The 18,389-nt window shown below is 32.9% G+C and carries 18 protein-coding genes; 12 read left to right on the plus strand and 6 right to left on the minus strand.

Going from position 1 to position 18,389, the window contains the following annotated elements; genetic code table 11:
• Window positions 1–26 precede the first annotated feature (26 nt).
• The 12 genes from HMPREF0446_RS00995 (at window position 27) to HMPREF0446_RS01050 (ending at window position 11,916) form a co-directional block, all read left to right on the plus strand.
• Window positions 27–437 carry a DUF1934 domain-containing protein gene (locus tag HMPREF0446_RS00995; RefSeq protein WP_006703628.1) on the plus strand — a complete coding sequence of 137 codons (411 nt, stop codon included), beginning with the start codon at window positions 27–29 and terminating at the stop codon, window positions 435–437.
• A gap of 62 nt (window positions 438–499) precedes the next feature.
• Window positions 500–1,108: a DNA-directed RNA polymerase subunit delta gene (gene rpoE, locus HMPREF0446_RS01000; protein WP_006703627.1), complete on the plus strand. Its 609-nt coding sequence runs from the start codon at window positions 500–502 to the stop codon at window positions 1,106–1,108.
• An 84-nt stretch (window positions 1,109–1,192) separates the two neighbouring features.
• Window positions 1,193–1,618 carry a GtrA family protein gene (locus HMPREF0446_RS01005; protein ID WP_006703626.1) on the plus strand — a complete coding sequence of 142 codons (426 nt, stop codon included), beginning with the start codon at window positions 1,193–1,195 and terminating at the stop codon, window positions 1,616–1,618.
• 94 nt (window positions 1,619–1,712) lie between these two features.
• Entirely contained in the window at window positions 1,713–3,725 is a 2,013-nt protein-coding gene (metG, locus tag HMPREF0446_RS01010; RefSeq protein ID WP_006703625.1) for a methionine--tRNA ligase, read from the plus strand.
• An 87-nt stretch (window positions 3,726–3,812) separates the two neighbouring features.
• On the plus strand, window positions 3,813–5,174 hold the full coding sequence (gene brnQ, locus HMPREF0446_RS01015) for a branched-chain amino acid transport system II carrier protein (RefSeq protein WP_006703624.1): 1,362 nt from the start codon (window positions 3,813–3,815) through the stop codon (window positions 5,172–5,174).
• 14 nt (window positions 5,175–5,188) lie between these two features.
• The gene (locus tag HMPREF0446_RS01020) at window positions 5,189–6,217 is read left to right on the plus strand and encodes a YdcF family protein (protein WP_006703623.1); all 1,029 of its coding nucleotides are present in this window, start codon (window positions 5,189–5,191) and stop codon (window positions 6,215–6,217) included.
• Window positions 6,218–6,400: 183 nt separating this feature from the next.
• Window positions 6,401–7,225, plus strand: coding sequence for an ABC transporter ATP-binding protein (locus HMPREF0446_RS01025; protein WP_006703622.1), 825 nt, complete (start codon window positions 6,401–6,403; stop codon window positions 7,223–7,225).
• Entirely contained in the window at window positions 7,218–7,946 is a 729-nt protein-coding gene (locus HMPREF0446_RS01030) for an ABC transporter permease (RefSeq protein WP_006703621.1), read from the plus strand. The genes HMPREF0446_RS01025 and HMPREF0446_RS01030 overlap by 8 nt, the downstream gene beginning before the upstream one ends.
• 328 nt (window positions 7,947–8,274) lie before the next feature.
• Window positions 8,275–8,655 carry a hypothetical protein gene (locus HMPREF0446_RS01035; protein ID WP_006703620.1) on the plus strand — a complete coding sequence of 127 codons (381 nt, stop codon included), beginning with the start codon at window positions 8,275–8,277 and terminating at the stop codon, window positions 8,653–8,655.
• Window positions 8,656–9,148: 493 nt separating this feature from the next.
• Window positions 9,149–10,504: a 23S rRNA (uracil(1939)-C(5))-methyltransferase RlmD gene (rlmD, locus tag HMPREF0446_RS01040; protein ID WP_020991249.1), complete on the plus strand. Its 1,356-nt coding sequence runs from the start codon at window positions 9,149–9,151 to the stop codon at window positions 10,502–10,504.
• A 9-nt stretch (window positions 10,505–10,513) separates the two neighbouring features.
• A complete protein-coding gene (locus tag HMPREF0446_RS01045) occupies window positions 10,514–10,870 on the plus strand; it encodes a YbaN family protein (protein ID WP_006703618.1) in 357 nt (118 codons plus the stop codon).
• A 200-nt stretch (window positions 10,871–11,070) separates the two neighbouring features.
• Window positions 11,071–11,916 (plus strand): hypothetical protein, encoded by an 846-nt coding sequence (locus HMPREF0446_RS01050; RefSeq protein ID WP_040507387.1) that lies wholly within the window; start codon window positions 11,071–11,073, stop codon window positions 11,914–11,916.
• A gap of 20 nt (window positions 11,917–11,936) precedes the next feature.
• On the opposite strand, the gene HMPREF0446_RS01055 is transcribed toward HMPREF0446_RS01050, so the two are convergent.
• The 6 genes from HMPREF0446_RS01055 to HMPREF0446_RS01080 all read right to left on the minus strand — a co-directional run bounded on the left by HMPREF0446_RS01055 (window position 11,937) and on the right by HMPREF0446_RS01080 (window position 18,171).
• Window positions 11,937–13,295, minus strand: a complete 1,359-nt coding sequence (locus HMPREF0446_RS01055; RefSeq protein ID WP_006703616.1) for an MATE family efflux transporter — start codon at window positions 13,293–13,295, stop codon at window positions 11,937–11,939.
• Window positions 13,296–13,318: 23 nt separating this feature from the next.
• Window positions 13,319–13,792 (minus strand): MarR family winged helix-turn-helix transcriptional regulator, encoded by a 474-nt coding sequence (locus HMPREF0446_RS01060; RefSeq protein ID WP_006703615.1) that lies wholly within the window; start codon window positions 13,790–13,792, stop codon window positions 13,319–13,321.
• Window positions 13,793–13,901: 109 nt separating this feature from the next.
• Window positions 13,902–14,885, minus strand: a complete 984-nt coding sequence (locus HMPREF0446_RS01065; RefSeq protein ID WP_006703614.1) for a LacI family DNA-binding transcriptional regulator — start codon at window positions 14,883–14,885, stop codon at window positions 13,902–13,904.
• 83 nt (window positions 14,886–14,968) lie between these two features.
• Window positions 14,969–15,844, minus strand: coding sequence for a carbohydrate ABC transporter permease (locus HMPREF0446_RS01070; RefSeq protein WP_006703613.1), 876 nt, complete (start codon window positions 15,842–15,844; stop codon window positions 14,969–14,971).
• The gene (locus tag HMPREF0446_RS01075) at window positions 15,844–16,770 is read right to left on the minus strand and encodes a carbohydrate ABC transporter permease (protein WP_006703612.1); all 927 of its coding nucleotides are present in this window, start codon (window positions 16,768–16,770) and stop codon (window positions 15,844–15,846) included. The genes HMPREF0446_RS01070 and HMPREF0446_RS01075 overlap by 1 nt, the downstream gene beginning before the upstream one ends.
• Before the next feature lie 99 nt (window positions 16,771–16,869).
• On the minus strand, window positions 16,870–18,171 hold the full coding sequence (locus tag HMPREF0446_RS01080) for an ABC transporter substrate-binding protein (RefSeq protein ID WP_006703611.1): 1,302 nt from the start codon (window positions 18,169–18,171) through the stop codon (window positions 16,870–16,872).
• Window positions 18,172–18,389 lie beyond the last annotated feature (218 nt).

Below are 18,389 nucleotides of genomic sequence, written 5' to 3' on the forward strand. Positions count from 1 at the left end.
CATAAAGAATGAATGGAGGTATTAAAATGATTCGAGTGCATACAAAAATTATTCAAGCTGGAGAAACCTTACAAACGGAATTAGAAGCAAAGATTGAATCCATTGAATGGAAAGTTGAAAACGAACAATTAGCGTTGTCGTATCAAGAAAAAGAAACACAGACAAAAGTTGATTTATTAGTTTCTAATGGAGAAATTCAATTATTCCGTAAAGGCGAAGTAGCTAGTCAATTACTATTTCAACATCAAAAGAAAACAAAGGGTCGTTATCAATTAGCTCAAGGACAAGAAATTTTATTTGAGATTAAAACGAAGAATGTGGAAGTTTCTTCTGATTGGAAGAAAATTTCCTTTGAATACCAATTATCTCAATTAGGAGAAAATTTAGGAGAATTTACAGTAAATATGGAAATTCTTAAAGAAAACATTGTGCAATAGTAGCGTATCATGGCTTTTGTGTGCTATACTGTTAAGGAATATGTGGAAAGGAAGTGTATCCTTTGGAATTAAAAGCACTGGATGGAATCAACAAAAATGAATTATCAATGGTTGAAGTAGCACATGCTATCTTGGAAGTAAAACAAGAAGTAATGGACTTTAATCAATTATTAGTAGAAGTTCAATCATATATGGAGTTAAGCGATGAGCAATTAGAAGCACGCATGGCTCGTTTTTATACAGATTTAAATATTGATGGAAGCTTCATTTCTCTTGGAGAAAATCGTTGGGGCTTACGTTCATGGTATCCAATTGATTCAATCGATGAAGAAATTGTTTCATCAATGGATGATGAAGACTTGAAAAAACGTCGTAAAAAACGTAAAAAAGTTAATGCCTTTGGAACTGAAGAAGATCTTATCGATTACAATGATGATGATCCAGAAGATGAAGATGGCTTGCTAGAAGACGAAGAAGATGATGATGTTATCGACTTAGACGATGATGTAGATGATGAAGAAGAAACAGAATTAGATGCATATCGTTCAGATTTAAGTGAATTAGGTGCTGACGAAGACTTAGATGAAGAAGTTAGTGCAGATGAAGATTTATCTATTATTAGTGATGATGAGTTAGATAGTGATTTTGACGAAGAAGAGGATGAATTATAATTCCTCGTTCATCTACAAACGATAACGAATAGATTAGAAAGTGGGAGTGCGTAGCGCTCCTCTTTTTTATAGGGAGGAAAAGTTTTGAAAAAAATTTTATCATCTTTTTTTGATGCGACTTTTCTAAGATTTATATTAGTAGGAGTCGTCAATACACTGGTTGGAACAGCGATTATGTTTTTTTGCTTCAATGTATTAGAGTGGAATTATTGGATTTCAAGTGCGTTGAATTATATAGTGGGAAGCATCGTGAGTTATTTGTTGAATAAGCGATATACTTTCCAGCAAAAAGGCCATGATTGGAATACTTTATGGAAATTTATTGTGAATATCACGATTTGTTACGTTCTTGCTTATGGCTTCGCGAAGCCACTTGTTACATGGATGCTTTCAGGAGTCTCTACGAATATACAAGGGAATGTTGCACTATTTACAGGGATGGTTTTATTTGTCGGATTGAATTATATTGGGCAAAGATTTTGGGCTTTTTCACCTAAAAAAGATGTGTAATAATGCTTTATTCACAAAAAGAGTTAGTGGTTTAATTATAGGAATCGTTATGGTAAAATAACACTATCTATAGATTTAAGGGGGATACTGCCAAATGGCGGAAGATAAGAAAACTTTTTATTTAACAACACCAATTTATTACCCAAGTGGACAATTACATATCGGACATGCATACACAACTGTAGCAAGTGATGCAATGATTCGTTATAAAAAATTACAAGGTTATGATACTTATTTCTTAACAGGAACAGATGAACATGGACAAAAAATTCAACAAAAAGCTCAAGAAGCAGGTGTGAGTGAAATTGAATTTGTCGATAATATTATTTTTGGTATTCAAGATTTATGGAAAAAATTAGATGTTTCTTATGATGATTTTATTCGTACAACACAACCTCGTCATAAAAAATCTGTACAGAAAATTTTCCAAAAATTAATGGATAATGGCGATATTTATTTAGGTGAATACGAAGGTTGGTATTCTGTTAGTGATGAAGAATACTTTACAGAATCACAATTAGTCGAAGTTTATCGTGATGCTGATGGTAAAATGATTGGGGGAGTGGCTCCAAGTGGTCATGAAGTCCAATTAGTGAAGGAAGAATCTTATTTCTTCAGAATGAGTAAATATGCAGATCGTCTATTACAATACTATGAAGAACATCCAGAATTTATTCAACCTGAATCTCGTAAAAATGAAATGATTAATAACTTCATCAAACCAGGTTTGGAAGATTTAGCTGTTTCTCGTACATCATTTGACTGGGGAATTCCAGTACCGAATGATCCAAAACATGTCATTTATGTATGGATTGATGCGTTATCAAACTATATTACAGCTTTAGGCTATGGAAGTGACGATGAGACATTGTTCAATCGTTATTGGCCAGCAGATGTGCACTTTATTGGAAAAGAAATCGTTCGTTTCCATACGATTTATTGGCCAATTATGTTAATGGCATTAGACTTACCATTACCGAAGAAAATTTTTGCACATGGTTGGTTATTAATGAAAGACGGTAAAATGTCTAAATCTAAAGGAAATGTCGTTGACCCTAACACATTAATTGAACGTTATGGTTTAGATGCTTTACGTTACTATTTATTACGTGAAGTACCATTTGGTTCAGACGGTATTTTCACACCAGAATCATTTGTAGAACGTATTAATTATGACTTAGCAAATGACTTAGGAAACTTATTAAATCGTACAGTAGCGATGATTAATAAATATTTTGATGGAACAATTCCAACTTATTCTGCTCCAGTTTCAAGCTTCGATCATGAATTAGTAGAAGCTTCAAAAGTGATGATTGAAGAAGTAGAAGCAGCGATGGAAGAAATGCAATTCTCAGTTGCATTATCAGCGATTTGGAAATTTGTTTCTCGTACAAATAAATATATTGATGAAACAACTCCATGGGCAGCTGTAAAAGATGAAGCTCGTCAAGAAGAATTAGCTCGTACAATGAGTTATTTAGCAGAAAGCTTACGTATTATTGCGGTGGCTTTACAACCATTCTTAACACAAACGCCAGGAGAAATCTTAGCACAATTAGGAATTCACGACGAAGCTTTACGTGACTATCCTTCGCTTCATACATTTGGAGTGATTCCAGCAGGTACAACAGTTGTTGAAAAAGGACAACCAATTTTCCCACGTTTAGATATGGAAGAAGAAGTTGCTTATATTCAAGGTAAAATGGGTGGAACGGTGAAAGAAGAAGTAGCGACAGAATGGAACCCAGAAGAAGTGGAATTAACAACTGAAAAAGAAGCCATCAAATATGATGACTTTGATAAGTTGGAATTAAAAGTCGCAGAAGTTATCGACTGTAAACCAGTGGAAGGTGCAGATAAATTATTACAATTCCGATTAGATGCAGGAGATGCTGGCGGACACCGTCAAATTTTATCTGGTATCGCTCAATGGTATCCAAATCCAGAAGAGTTTATCGGTAAAAAAGTAGTGATTGTGGCAAACTTAAAACCACGTAAGATGAGAGGACAAATTAGCCAAGGGATGATCTTATCGGCAGAAAAAGATGGAGTATTACAAGTCGTATTAGCTCCTCAAGAAATGCCAAATGGTTCATTTGTTTCATAATCAATAGGAAACACAGTTATTGTAGGGAGAGTACGTTGCTTTACAACGTGCTCTTTCGTATATATAAGAGAAAAAGGAGAATGTACGATGAAGAAGGGCTTATTAACAGGTTTATTATTATTTGGTTTCTTTTTTGGAGCAGGAAATTTAATCTTTCCTCCTTCATTAGGATTATTTTCTGGTGAGTATTTCTGGCCAGCAGTTGCGGGATTTATTTTATCAGGCGTAGGTATTCCAATTATTACATTAATTGTGGGTGCAACGAGTAATGGAAGTTTTAAACATGAATTAGAGACAAAAGTTCATTCTGTGTTTGCGGTAGCATTTTTAGCTATTTTATATTTATCCATTGGACCGTTTTTTGCGATTCCAAGAACAGCAACAGTATCGTATTCGATTAGTATTCAGCCATTTGAGTCAGCTTTAGCATCAATGGGAATTTCGGGTACTTTATCATTGTTTATCTATACAGTATTATATTTTGCTGCAGCGTATTGGATTGCGATTCATCGTTCTACGATTTTAAATAGTATCGGAAAAATTTTAACACCTTTATTTGCAGGATTAATTTTAGTCTTAGTGTTATTAGGAGCAATTAAATATGCAGGAGTAGCTCCAATGGAAGCAACAACTGCTTATCAAAATGGTGGCTCGTTTGGTACTGGATTTATTGAAGGTTATAATACATTAGATGCCCTAGCTTCTGTTGCATTCTGTGTGGTAGCGGTAAATACGTTGAAAAAATTCCATTTTTCTTCAAAAGAAGAGTTTACAAAAACGATTATCGGTGTAGGTTTAGTAACTGCAGTAGGATTTAGTATTTTATATTTAGGATTAGCAAATCTAGGAAATCATTTTACAGTACCTGCAGATGTGTTAGTAGATAAAGCGGTGAATAAAGGGTCATATATTTTAGCAGCTGCTTCAAAAGATATTTTTGGAGTGTTTGGACAAGTATTTTTAGGAGCAATGGTTATTTTAACGTGCTTTACAACAACTGTTGGGCTAATTGTTTCAACAGGGGAGTTTTTTGAAGAGTTATTCCCTAAATATTCTTATAAAGTATATGCAACAGTGTTCTCGTTAATTGGATTTGGAATTTCTAATTTAGGATTAAATACTGTCATTAAAGTTTCGCTGCCAGTATTATTAATTTTATATCCAATTACTATTATTATGGTTGTATTAATTATTTTAAATAAATTTGTGCTACTTTCTAAAATTGGAATGCAGTTAACAGTTGGATTGACAGTTTTAGTATCAGTGTTAACAGTATTAGGAGATACGTTAAAATTATCTGCATTAACTACTGTGATGAATCAATTACCATTTTCTACTTTATCGTTAGGATGGGTCGTTCCAGCATTAATTGGAATTGTGATTGCTTTCGTTTTAAGTGATAAACAAAAAGGTGAAGTGTTTGATTTTGAAAAAATTTTAGCAGAGTAAGAAGGTAGGCGAATATGTTTTTATATGGAATTACGACAATCGTATTGATAGCTCTACTTTTTTCAATGTGGAAAGATAATCGTAGTTTATGGAATCCAGCTTTATTAGTGATTGAAGTATTGTTTTTATATTTATCGATTGCGAATGCCTTCTTCAGTTTTGGATATGAAAATGCGCATTTAGTGATGATAATAGGAATTTTACTCATTCCCGTTTTGATTCTTTTGAGTGGTTTATTTTTAATCGTTAATGGCTTTATTTTGTTAAAAAAAGAAGGCTTTTCTAAAGCGAATCTTCTTTCTCCAATTATGGGAATTGTGATTTTATTATTCTTTGTTTTTATGTGGATTCGAGTTGGGCTAGTTACAAATGATTTTTTCTTTTATAATCCGTGGATTGATATACTATTTATGTTTATCATTTATTCTTATATTATTTTTGGCTTTGCATTTGTAGGATTTATGATGTACTCATTTGTCTATTTATGGGTGCCGAAAAAACAGCATTATGATTTTATTATTATTCATGGTGCCGGATTGTTAGATGGGGAAAGAGTTACGCCTCTTCTAAAAAAGAGAATTGATAAGGCTGTACAAGCATTTCAACAATCAAAAAATCCTCATATTCAACTGATTGCAAGTGGTGGACAAGGTAGCGATGAAAAAATATCTGAAGCACAAGCGATGTATAACTATTTAGTGGAACAAACAGATGTGCCAAAAGAAGCCATATTATTAGAAGACAAATCTACAACAACGTATGAAAATTTATTGTTCTCTAAAGAACTAGGCGAGCAATTAGTTGAAAACCCTCGATTTTTATTTGTGACAAATGACTATCATGTATTTCGCACGAGTACGTATGCTCGTCAAATTGGAATGCAAGGTGATGGTTTAGGTTGCTCTACTGCAAGTTATTATATTCCATCAGCTTTTATTCGTGAATATGTAGCAATGTGTGTCAAAATGAAAAAACTCTTTATAGGGTTTGAACTGCTTTATATGTTGTTGATTCTATTATCGTATAGAGGCATTTTATGGTAGAAAGTTAAATAGATGATCAGAAAGGCATACCGATTGATTTCGGTATGTTTTTTTGTCGTGACGATTTGCATGAAGAATCGTGACGAAAGTCATGGTAGGTAGTGACTCTAGGCACTACTGGAATAAAGAAAAATTTTCTATAATGAATTCATCAGTTAGGAAATCAGTAAAGAGGGGATAAACATGATTGTAGTAAAAAATGTAACAAAAAAATTTGGACAAAAAGTTGCTTTAGAAGAGATTTCTTTTGAAGTGAATAAAGGAGAAATTTTCGGATTCTTAGGGCCATCTGGTTCAGGGAAAACAACGATGATTAAAATTTTAACGGGACAATTAAATGCCGATAGCGGTCAAACAGAATTGTTAGGAAAAGTATCCGAGAAGTTAACTCCAGCAGATTTAGAACAAATCGGATTAGTCAGTGATACAAGTGGATTTTATGAAAAACTAAGCCTCTATAAAAATTTACAAGCTTATGCAAAATTATATGGAAAACCAAATGCACGAGTAGATGAAGTGTTAAAACAAGTTGATTTATATGATAGTAAGAACTTAACAGCAGAAAAACTATCAACAGGAATGAAACAAAGAATGTTTCTAGCAAGAGCTTTAATTAATAAGCCACAAGTATTATTCTTAGATGAGCCAACAAGTGGATTAGATCCAACTACTTCTAAGAAAATCCATGAATTATTATTAGAACTAAAAGAAGCAGGAACAACAATTTTCCTAACAACTCACGATATGAACGAAGCAACATTATTATGTGACCGTCTAAGTTTATTGAATCGAGGACATTTAATTGAATATGGAACACCAGCTTCGATTATTCAAAAATATAATCACGAGAAAAAAGTTCAATTAACATTCGTGGATGAAACACATACACAAATTGCTTTTGAAGAATTAGGACAAACAGATTTAGCACAAGTTGTTGCGATTCACTCATGTGAACCAACGTTAGAAGAAATATTTATTCAATTGACAGGAGAGAAATTAAATGATTAAACGATTAACTGCCTTAATTTGGCTACGCACACAAGTATTATTAAGTAACAGCACTTTGTTAGCAACGATTTTATTACCGTATGGATTATTAGTTTTATATAATCAATTTATGAATGCGGATGGACTACATTCTTCATATATGGTATTCATGTGTTTATCATTAGCATTCTCAGTTTCTCTAGGAAGTTTAACTTCTTTAACAATTGCTGAAGATAAGGAAAAGAAAAACTTGAAATCTTTATTACTTAGTGGTGTTAGAAATGGAGAATATTTATTATCTGCACTATTTTATCCAGTCATTATTGGACTTGTAACGATTGTAAGTTTTCCGAAGATTGTAGATGCAGACTTTGGCAAACATTGGGGAGAATATTTTGTAGTAGCGATTGTTGTAGGGCTATGTGTTGTATTATTAAACTTATTAATTGCTTCTCTTTCTAATACTCAATCACAAGCGCAAGTGAATGGTTTAGTACCTATGATGGCTATTTCATTTTTACCATTATTCTCTGGATTGAGTGAGACTGTTTCAAAAATTGCTCATTATACATTTATGGGCGTTTATGTAGACTTCTTTACAAAAGAAAGTTTTGAGTTAAGTTTTGAAACGATTGGTGTACCGTTAGCTTGGTTAGTAGGGTTGTTCTTAGTAAACTTAATTGTATTAAATCCTACAAGAAAAGAAATCTTTTTAGCAAAACTAACAAAGAAGGCTGTGTAAGGGCGAATTAGGTGTTTTGACTTTATAGTCAAAACACCTTTTTTAGTAAACTCTCAATCTAAGTTCTAGTTTTGATGCTTAACTAGAAGTTACTTTGAAACTTTACGCAAGAAAATAGAAGACTAACACAGGTAAAGAGGAACGAGTTAGACTTATAAAACTGGGCTGAAATATGGTATAATATTATAAATATCAAGTGAAATAAACTTGAATTTGTTGAGGATAAAGTACCTTTTGTAGAATTACTAAAAAAGCTAAAGTAGATCAATAAAAATTAGAAGTTGTGCGGGACTAATGATAATTTTCACACCACATTAAGGAGGTTCAGATGAAAAATATAGATATTTTTGTACATGAAAAATATAACAAAGCTGATTACGAAAAGGTAGCAGAACATATATATAAAACGTATGACGATTTTATGAAAAGTGATTGCTTTGTTACTTCATTAAAATTTGTTCAAGAACCAGAATTAGGAGAAGGAGTTAGTCCAAGGAATATTTCCCAATATCCATTGGAAGATATTTTAGATAAATTTTATGTGGCGATTCAGGATTTTTATGAAGATTTGAATTATACAAGTGATGAGACTTGTTATTTGGAATTTTCGGCTTCAGATATGGAAGATATACAGAAACTACTTGGAATTGTAGATAAGCATGTATACAATAAGGAAGATGGGGATTATGTAGAGCTGATAATTGAATAGTGTATTAAAATAATTACGATATAATTTCACGGGTTCTGATAGTAAATGTACAGATATTTGTTCAAAAAAAGATAGTTACAAATCCCAGTTTGTCAAAGTAAAACAATTAAATAAAAGCAATAATATAGCAACTTATGAAACAGTAAATCGAAAAAGGTTTACTGTTTTTTTGTCTAAAAATGGAAAGGAGGACACATGGAAGAAGAAAAAAGAGATATAAAAAACTACAACATAAACAGCTAATAATGGATATTGGAAAAACAAAATATACTGTAAATCTACATTTTAAGAAAGCACAGGCGAAACATACAAAGATAAAATACTGAAGTTAATCAAGAGAGAAACAGAGAAGATATAAATTTATCAAAGAAATTTTGTTTATGTCCTTGATAAATCTTTCCAAATTATTTAGTTTGAATTTCTCACTTCACTATAAAATTATACAAAAATAAGCTATAATAAGTCAGACAAATAGTAGTAAGTGAGGATAGAGATGAAAAAAAATGACCGTATAGAAGTACAAATTGATGATTTAACGTATGAAGGAATGGGCGTTGCAAAAGTCGATGGATTTCCTCTTTTTATTGAAAATGCGCTGCCTGGAGAAAAAGTAGTGGCTCATGTTTTAAAAATAGGGAAAAAATTTGGCTATGCCAAAGTCGTTGAATGGGTATCTACGAGTCCTGACCGTATTCCATTAGTTGATCCAAATGGAACTCGAGTGGGAACAATGCCTTTACAACATATGAAATATGAAGCTCAATTGGCCTTCAAACAAAAACAAGTGAAACATGTCATGAATACAATTGCGAAAATGCCAGAGTTAGAAGTTCGTCCAACGATTGGAATGGAACATCCATTTGGATATCGGAATAAAGCGCAAATCCCTGTCAGAATGGTGAATGGCTTATTAACAACAGGATTTTTCAAGAAAAACTCACACGACTTAGTTTCAATGGAAGATTTCCACATTCAAGATCCAGAAATTGATCGTATTATTTTAGTTGTTAGAGATATTTTACGAAAATATGCAATTGAAGCTTATGATGAAGAAAAACATACTGGCGATTTACGTCATATTATTGTACGTAGAGGATTGCGTACTTCTCAAGTGATGATTATTTTAGTCACTCGTACAGAGAAGTTTGTTCAAAAAGAGGCAGTTGTAGATCAAATTACTCAGCAATTACCAGAAGTGGTGTCCATTGTCCAAAATATTCAACCGCATCAATCAAATGTGATTATGGGTTCTCAAAAGAAAGTATTATTTGGAGAAGATGCTTTCCAAGAAGTATTAATGGAATTTACTTTTACGATTAGTTCACGTTCATTTTTCCAAGTTAATACCATTCAAACGGAAGTGTTGTATCATGAAGCCATTCAAGCAGCTGGATTAACTGGAGATGAAACAGTAGTGGATGCTTATTGTGGAATCGGAACAATGAGTTTAGCTTTTGCCAAACGTGCTAAAAAAGTTTATGCCATGGAAATTGTACCGGATGCCATTCAAATGGCGAAAGAAAATGCACGAATCAATCAGATTGATAATGTAACATTCGAAGTGGGAGCGGCTGAAAAAGTCATGCCTACTTGGGTAGATTCAGGCTTACAACCAGATGTGATTGTAGTCGATCCACCGAGAAAAGGATTAGATGGAGCCTTTATTGATGCAGCTGTTAAAACTAAAGCTAGAAAACTTGTTTATGTTAGTTGTAATCCAGCAACATTGGCACGTGATTTAGCATTATTCCAAGAAAAAGGGTATCAGGCACTGTATGCTCAACCAGTGGATATGTTCCCAATGACGACAGCGATTGAAACAGTAGCTGTATTAGAACGAATGAATTAAGGAGGAAATATGAGAGGATTTTATTTTGTTGTAGCATGGATTTCATTAGCGTTAGGAATTATAGGAATTGTACTTCCTGTGTTACCAACGACACCATTTTTGATACTGACAGTAATTTGTTTTTCAAAAAGTTCTAAAAGATTTGAAGAATGGTTTGCGAAAACAAAATTATATCAAATTTATGTAGCAGATTATTTAGAAACAAAATCGATAGATCGTTCACGTAAAAAGAAAATTATTATTTATATTTACATTTTAATGGGGATTTCTATTTATTTTGCTCCAATTATTTTTGTGAAAATTGGATTAGCTTTATTAACGGTATTTATTACGTATTATCTATTTAAGGTTATTCCAGATAAATAGTGATTGAAGTCTCCTTAGGGAGGCTTTTTTTCATTCAATTATTTCTTCACATAAGGGGAAGAAATAATTAAATATAGGAATGTTGAAAACGTATTCTAGAAGCGGTACAATTAAACTGAGTATAAAAAAATGAAAGAATTTTTATCTAGGAACTATAAAAAAATAGGTAAAGTGGGTGTTATAAAATGAAAAAAAGGAGAATGATAAAAATAGTTTTAGTAACAACGATATTCGGTGGATTGTATACTTCACATATCGTTAGCGCACAAGAAAATAATACGGATAAACTTCATGCGGCTGAAATAGCTGTAAATGAGGCATTTATTAATCAATTTCCTTATGGAGAGCAATTTACGGATGAAGATGGAGTATTAGCTACTAGAATAAAAGCACCAGATAAGGAAGTCAATACTAAACCAAAGGGGTATGAAAAAGAAGTAACGCGTAAAGTAAACTATAAGGATAAGAAAACAGGAAAGACATTATCCCGAGTTTATCAGACTATTAGATTTTATGGAACATATGAATCAGAAAAGGGGGTTCCCGAAACATTAGAAAAGCCAGAATTTATATATGAAGTCGGGACTCCGGAAGTGCATAAAAAAGAAGAGTTTTCAGAAGGTAAGATAACACCTGAAATTCATGAGAAAGGAGAATTAGAAGGTGCTAATCCGCCTGTTTTAGAAGTTCCTGAATATAATGGTTCAGTTTCTAAAAAAGGAAATCCATTAGTCTTTGATCGTCCAGAATATAAAGAAGAACAAACCAAGGATATTCCACCAGTTGTAGCTGTTCCTAAAAAGGAAGAACCAAAGGAAGTTGAAAAACCAAGAGTTCCTGAAGAACCAAAGGAAGAAACTTCAAAAGATAAACCTAAGGAACCAACAACTACTATTCCAGAAAAAACGATAACAGAGGAAAAGAAAGTTCCGCAATTACCACAAACAGGTGAAAGTATTGATGGAGGAATACTAGGGTTAGCTTTGGCTAGTTTAGCAACAGCAATATTCATATTGAAAACAACGTTAAAAGAAAAAGTGAAATAATAACAAAAAACGCATCTCTATTAAGAATGAGATGCGTTTTTTAATGATTGAATAATTGGTTGATGTTTATAAGAATAATACAACTGAATCGTCATTGGAACCCAAATAAGTGGTTCGCAGAAGATAACTCCCATATATCCAGTTGAAGGAATAATGAAGAGTACAAATAAAACTTTCCCAAATAATTCAATGAAACTTGAAATTAATGGTGTAATTTTTTGTCCTAGTCCTTGCAAACTATTTCGTAATACTAGTAAAACGGCTAGTACAGGATAGAAAGTAGAACTAATTCGATTATAGAGAGATGCATTAGAAATTAACGCTGGATCAGTGGAACCAGAAATTAATTCATTCAATGCAGGACTTGCAAAAAATAATGTAATAGCGATAAAAATTGTCCATATAATTGCAACCATACATCCTAAATAAATTCCACGTTGAATTCTTTGAGGTCGATTTGCTCCTAGGTTTTGAGAAGTAAAGGTCGTTAAGGATGATGCAATGGCTGATACAGGTAGCATCGAAAATGACATAATTCTTCTAGCAGATGTTTGTGCACTAATAATAGTTGCTCCAAGTGCATTAATCGAAGTTTGTAACGTTACTGTTCCGATAGAAACAATTGAAGTCATTAGTCCCATTGCCAGACCTTGTCCTAGTAAATCAAGATATAATTCTTTATCCCATATAAAGTGTTCTTTTTGAGGAAGTAAAAAACTTGCTCTTCTTCGAATATAAAAGAAACAAAGGATAGCAGATATTCCTTGAGAAATAATCGTTGCTAAACCGGCAGATTGTACTCCTAAATGTAATTGAGTAATAAATAAAATATCTAAAATAATATTAATGATTGCAGAAAAAATTAAGAAATATAATGCAGCTTGACTATCTCCAACGGCACGAAGTAAACCGGCACAGAGATTATAAGCGAATGTAACACCAACGCATAAAACAATCATATGAATATATTGGTACGATAAATCAATGATTTCAGTTGGAGTTCCTAAAAACTCTAACAGTGGATACATTCCAAAATGACCTAGAGTAGAAACTATTAAGCTAAGCCCAAAACCTATGACTAATGTTGAAGCTACAGCTCGTTTTAATTGGGTCATATCTTGTGCACCAAAACAGCGTGCAATAACTACTCCCATTCCATTTCCAACACCAAGGGCAAAACCAATTACAAGTTCAAAAATTGCAGCCGTTGCCCCAACTCCTGCAAGTGCATTTGGCCCTAAATAGCGACCAACGATCATAATATCTGCTGTATTATATAATTGTTGGAATATATTTGAAATTAAAATGGGAATTGCAAAGGCAATGATGGAACGTAATATGGGACCATCTAATAAATTAACGGATGTTTTTTTAAACATAATCATATCATACAAGTAGAAATTTATTGTTCTACTTGGCTAGAATCTTCCTCCTTATTCGCAATGAAATTTTCGATAGTTTGTTTTAATTGATTGTTTAATGCTACGAGTTCTTTTGCTTTTTCAAAATCAAAACCTTCCACGTTAGCAAAACAAGATTTTAAATGTTGTTCTAATTCTTCATGAAGTCTCTTTCCGTTAGCACTAAGGCGAATGGTTAATTGACGTTTATTGGCTGCAGGACGTTTACGGATAATGAGTTTTTTATCTTCTAATCGTTTTAGTAGAGGAGTCAGTGTGTTACTTTCTAGTCCTACTCTTTGGCCAATTTCATTTAGGGAAAGTTTTTCCTCTTCCCACAAAGTCTCTAAAACAATAAATTGTGTATAAGTTATATGATAAGGTGCTAATGCGTGTTGATAATATTTATTTACGAGTTTTTGAGTGGAATAAATAGAATAGCATAGTCTTTTAGATAATGGATTATCAGTTTTCATAAAAAACCTCCCTTTTTTGAATTGGTACTATTTTATCAAAAAAAAGTACAATTTGCCAATGGATTTTATATAAAAAGAAGACAAGCTTGGAACTGCTTGTCTTCTGTATTTATAATCGAACAATAGAATGTTCTACAAATGTTCGATAACACATCATTTGTTTATCATTATAAGAATCAATGACTTTTAATAACATTTGAAAGGCACTTCTACCCAGTTCTAATGTATGAATATTGACGTAGGCAGTCATTGGAAGTAGAGGTGGATTTGAATCATATGTAATAACAGGAAGGCTTATTTTTTGTTCATTTAAATATCTTAAAGCCCCTTCTGTAATTAAAGCATCGGTTGTTACAACACCATCAATCGTTTCTCTTTCAATGATTGATTTCATTGTTTGATATCCACGTTCTCTTGTAAATTCCCCAACATGTGAAATTAAACCTTCTTTGAAAGGAATATGATAATGTTCTAAAGCACGTTGATAACCAATTAAACGATCTTGCGAAACGAATAATTGATGACGACCGCTTACGAATGCAATAGAAGAACATCCTTCTTGAATCATGTATTCTGTAGCATCGAATCCAGCTTTTTCATTATTGTTATCGACAAATGAAATAAATGGAGATAAAGATTTCCCGATGACAACACTAGGGAATTCTTGTTCAATTGCTAATTCCACTAAAGGATCATCTGTTTCCCCATAAAGAAAAATAATTCCATCGACACGTCTCCCTAAAATAGTGTCTTTTAAAATGCGTAGACGTTGTTCATCATCTTTCCCTGTACATAACTGAATCAAATAATGATGGTCAGCAGCAATTTGAGAAATCCCTCGAATAACTTCAGGGAAGAAAGAGTTTTGATAAAATGCATCTGTATCCCTTGGAAGAACGACGCCAATGACATTTGTTTTATTACTAGCTAAACTTCGTGCGTTGAAATTAGGATGATAATTAAGAGTTTCCATTGCTTGACGAACTCTTTTCTTAGTTGCTTGACTAATGCTTGGTTTATCTTGAATTACCCGTGTAACAGTTGAAGGTGATACTTCCGCTAGACGTGCAACATCCTTAATCGTGACAGCCATTTATGTTCCTCCTTTTTTTAAAAATTAACCATAAAAAATCTGGGCAGGAAAACGGAGTTAACCAGCCCAGAGTAAAAATCATCTTAAGATTTGATAGCTCCGTCAACCATACCTTTCATGATATGTTTTTGAGCAATTAAGAATAGGATAATGACTGGTAACATAATTAATAGAGTAGATGTTAAAATCATATCCCATTGTTTAGTAAATGATCCTGCAAAGTTTGATACTGCGATTGGAAGTGTTTGAATAGCATTTCCTTTACCTAATAATAGTAGAGGTAATAAGAAGTCGTTCCAAATCCAAATACCATTTAAGATTAAAATTGTTACATAGATTGGTTTTAAAATTGGTAATACAACATAGAAGAATGTTTGCATTTTATTACATCCGTCTAATTCAGCAGCTTCTTCAATTTCTAGAGGCACACCTTTGATAAATCCATGGAACATGAATACAGATAGAGACATCCCGAATCCAGTATAAGCAAAGATGATACCTGGATAAGTACGTAATAAGCTAACACCGAATAATGGGTTTGTAATTGCGTCACTTAAAATTTTGAACCAAGTTACTAATGGATACATTACAACTTGGAATGGAATTACCATTGATGCTACAAAGATAAAGAATACAACAGTTGATAATTTAGAACGGTAACGAACTAATCCCCAAGCAGCTAATGCTGAGAATAATGTAATGGTTACTAAAGAAATCACTGTAATAATTGTTGAAGCAAAGAATGATGATGGGTATTTAATGGAAGGGTTATTCCAAATTGTTACCGCATTTGTCCATAGTTGACCGAAACTTGCTGGCCATGATAATGGGCTAGCTAGGATTTCAGCAGAACTTTTAGCTGAGTTGATCACTAATAAAAAGATTGGACTTAAGAATAATAGGAATAAAACAACTCCAAAAATTTCTAAAAGTAATAAGCCAAGTTTTTGGTTTTTCATTATAAGTCAATCTCCTTCCGTTTAGTGATTGTTGTTTGAACAACACTAATAACTACTAAGATGAAGAATAGAATAACCGCACGAGCTTGACCTTGTGCCATTAAGTTATCTCCTGAAGCAGTGTTATAAATGTTCATTGTAATAAACTCTGTACTTTGGATAGCTTTATCATGCCATAATAGAGATGGTCCACCACCAGTAAGTGAGAAGTTTACATCGAAAATTTTAAATGAGTTTGTAATAGTTAAGAATAGTGATACCGTAAACGCAGGCATTACCATTGGGATAATAATATGTTTTAATCTTTGGAAAGCATTTGCTCCATCAAGAGAAGCTGATTCTACTAAACTTGAAGGTACATTTTGTAATGCTGCAAAGTAAATCATCATAATATAACCAGCATATTGCCATGTGTTTGTAATAATTAAAGCTAGTACAGCTAATTTAACATCACCTAAAAATAGATTATCAACTAAAAATTGGCTGCCGATTGCAGACCCTAAAGCAGGGAATACTGAGTTATAAATGAATTGCCAGATATACCCTAATACAAGTCCCCCGATAAGGTTAGGAATAAAGAATCCAGCTCTGAAAATTTCACTGAATTTAATTTTACTAGATACTAGTAAAGCTAAACCGAATGATACAAAGTTTACAACGACTACGTTAAATAATGCGAAAATTACAGTAATCATTAAAGAGTATTGGAAACGAGTATCGGCAAAACTGTCTGTAAAGTTTTTTAATCCAACAAAGTTAATTTTAGTTTGTGTTACACTCTTCCAGTCTGTTAGAGAATAGTAGAAACCTAAGAAGAAAGGTACAATAATTACGAGTGCGAAAATGATAAATGCCGGTAGCACAAGCCAGTAAAAGGTACGTCTTGCGCGATCGTCACGACTAAGAGCTTTTTTATTCTTAGACATGTTAGGGTTCCTCCTTTTATGTATTGCTGAGGTATTAATAACAGCAAACCCACAACGACCGTTGTAAGTAGTTGTGGGCCTGTGTTACATACTTAATTGTTATTTTTGAAGTAAGCTTGGTACTTCTTTGATTTGATTTGTGATCAATTCTTGGAATTTAGCTTTGTCGATTGAACCTTGAGCGTATTGTCCGAAGATTGGTCCTAATTTACCCATTAAGAAGTTATCAGGCATGAAGTATGGGTTATCAAATGAATATACTGGTTTTTTAGCAGCAACCCATTCAGCTAAGAATTTAGATAATGGAGCGCTAGGCATTTCTTTAGAAGTAGAGAATGCTGAAATCATGTTAGCTTTGTTTACAGTGTAATCTTGACCTTCTTTAGTATCAACTAAGTCAGAGAAGAATTTGTTGATTGAATCTAAAGCTTTAGTGTCTTTGTTAACTACATAGTAAGATGGAGCACCGATGAATAATCCATCAGCATTTTTGTCTTTTCCTAAAGTTTGATAAGGGATGAATCCCATTTCGAATTTAGCATTTAATTGTTTTAAGTTAGGATCTTTCCAGTTACCTTGGTGTAAGAATGCTGCTTTACCACTAGCAAATGCAGAGTCCATATCTTCTTGTGTACCAACTGTTAATAATTTTTTCTCAGTGTGTTTGAATAATAATTCAACCCAGTCAGCATAGTTAGATAAACGAGCTTTATCAGTTTCACCTTTAATTACTTGTTGAGTAATTGTACGGTCACCATTTGGTAAACCTGAACTTAAGTAAGCAGCGAAGTCATGGATACCCATGATCCAAGTTTCACCTTCTTTAGTAGCAGTTGCTACTACTGTAGATAAACCTAATTCATCTTTTTTGCTTTCTAATGTATCCATTGCTTTTTGAACTGCATCAAATGAAGTTAATGAAGCAGGGTCGATACCAGCTTTAGATAATAGTTCTTTGTTGTAAGCTAAACCGTAACCTTCAACAGCAACTGGGAATCCGTAAACATCGTTTCCTTGTTTGAATTCGAATTCTGTTTTATCAATCCAGTCACCTTTAAGTGGTTGTAAGTTGTCTTTCCATAAGTCGTATCCAGCTTGTCCTTCAATTACGAATACGTCTGGAGCAGTTCCAGCTGTAAATTCAGTTTTTAATTGGTCTGCAATTTTACATGAACCAGAACATGTTTTAATGTTTACTGTAACTCCGTTTTTGTCGCCCCATTCTTTAGCGTATGCTGTTAAAGCGTCTTGAATTTCACTCTTGTTACTATATAAAGTGAATTCTTTTTTACTTTCAGAAGAGCCTCCTTTTGTAGAGTCAGTTGATTTGCTGCCGCAAGCTGCTAATGATAAACCAGCTAAGCCGACAACGAATGATTTTTTAAGCCATTTGTTTGCCATTATTTTTTCCTCCCTTGAGATATATTCAGTTAACGCAAACGATTTCTTAACTGGCTTTAGTATACCCCTTTCAGAAATCGTTTGCAAGAGTTTTTTTACAAAAAAATAAAAAAAATTTAGCGTTTACATTTTTGGGAAGAAAATTTAATTCAAAAAAATCAAGCTATATATAGAAGAGATTTTTTCTTTTAAGTGATAATTTTTTTAAGGCTTTTATA

This window comes from Granulicatella elegans ATCC 700633 (genome assembly GCF_000162475.2).
In the GTDB taxonomy this organism is placed as follows: domain Bacteria; phylum Bacillota; class Bacilli; order Lactobacillales; family Aerococcaceae; genus Granulicatella; species Granulicatella elegans.

What these genes read in the sequence shown, in the direction of transcription:
- HMPREF0446_RS00995 (WP_006703628.1), top strand. Translation starts at nt 27, where the DNA reads ATGATTCGAGTGCATACAAAAATTATTCAAGCTGGAGAAACCTTACAA.
- metG (WP_006703625.1), top strand. Translation starts at nt 1,713, where the DNA reads ATGGCGGAAGATAAGAAAACTTTTTATTTAACAACACCAATTTATTAC.
- brnQ (WP_006703624.1), top strand. Translation starts at nt 3,813, where the DNA reads ATGAAGAAGGGCTTATTAACAGGTTTATTATTATTTGGTTTCTTTTTT.
- HMPREF0446_RS01020 (WP_006703623.1), top strand. Translation starts at nt 5,189, where the DNA reads ATGTTTTTATATGGAATTACGACAATCGTATTGATAGCTCTACTTTTT.
- HMPREF0446_RS01025 (WP_006703622.1), top strand. Translation starts at nt 6,401, where the DNA reads ATGATTGTAGTAAAAAATGTAACAAAAAAATTTGGACAAAAAGTTGCT.
- HMPREF0446_RS01030 (WP_006703621.1), top strand. Translation starts at nt 7,218, where the DNA reads ATGATTAAACGATTAACTGCCTTAATTTGGCTACGCACACAAGTATTA.
- HMPREF0446_RS01035 (WP_006703620.1), top strand. Translation starts at nt 8,275, where the DNA reads ATGAAAAATATAGATATTTTTGTACATGAAAAATATAACAAAGCTGAT.
- rlmD (WP_020991249.1), top strand. Translation starts at nt 9,149, where the DNA reads ATGAAAAAAAATGACCGTATAGAAGTACAAATTGATGATTTAACGTAT.
- HMPREF0446_RS01045 (WP_006703618.1), top strand. Translation starts at nt 10,514, where the DNA reads ATGAGAGGATTTTATTTTGTTGTAGCATGGATTTCATTAGCGTTAGGA.
- HMPREF0446_RS01050 (WP_040507387.1), top strand. Translation starts at nt 11,071, where the DNA reads ATGATAAAAATAGTTTTAGTAACAACGATATTCGGTGGATTGTATACT.
- HMPREF0446_RS01055 (WP_006703616.1), bottom strand. Translation starts at nt 13,295, where the DNA reads ATGTTTAAAAAAACATCCGTTAATTTATTAGATGGTCCCATATTACGT.
- HMPREF0446_RS01060 (WP_006703615.1), bottom strand. Translation starts at nt 13,792, where the DNA reads ATGAAAACTGATAATCCATTATCTAAAAGACTATGCTATTCTATTTAT.
- HMPREF0446_RS01065 (WP_006703614.1), bottom strand. Translation starts at nt 14,885, where the DNA reads ATGGCTGTCACGATTAAGGATGTTGCACGTCTAGCGGAAGTATCACCT.
- HMPREF0446_RS01070 (WP_006703613.1), bottom strand. Translation starts at nt 15,844, where the DNA reads ATGAAAAACCAAAAACTTGGCTTATTACTTTTAGAAATTTTTGGAGTT.
- HMPREF0446_RS01075 (WP_006703612.1), bottom strand. Translation starts at nt 16,770, where the DNA reads ATGTCTAAGAATAAAAAAGCTCTTAGTCGTGACGATCGCGCAAGACGT.
- HMPREF0446_RS01080 (WP_006703611.1), bottom strand. Translation starts at nt 18,171, where the DNA reads ATGGCAAACAAATGGCTTAAAAAATCATTCGTTGTCGGCTTAGCTGGT.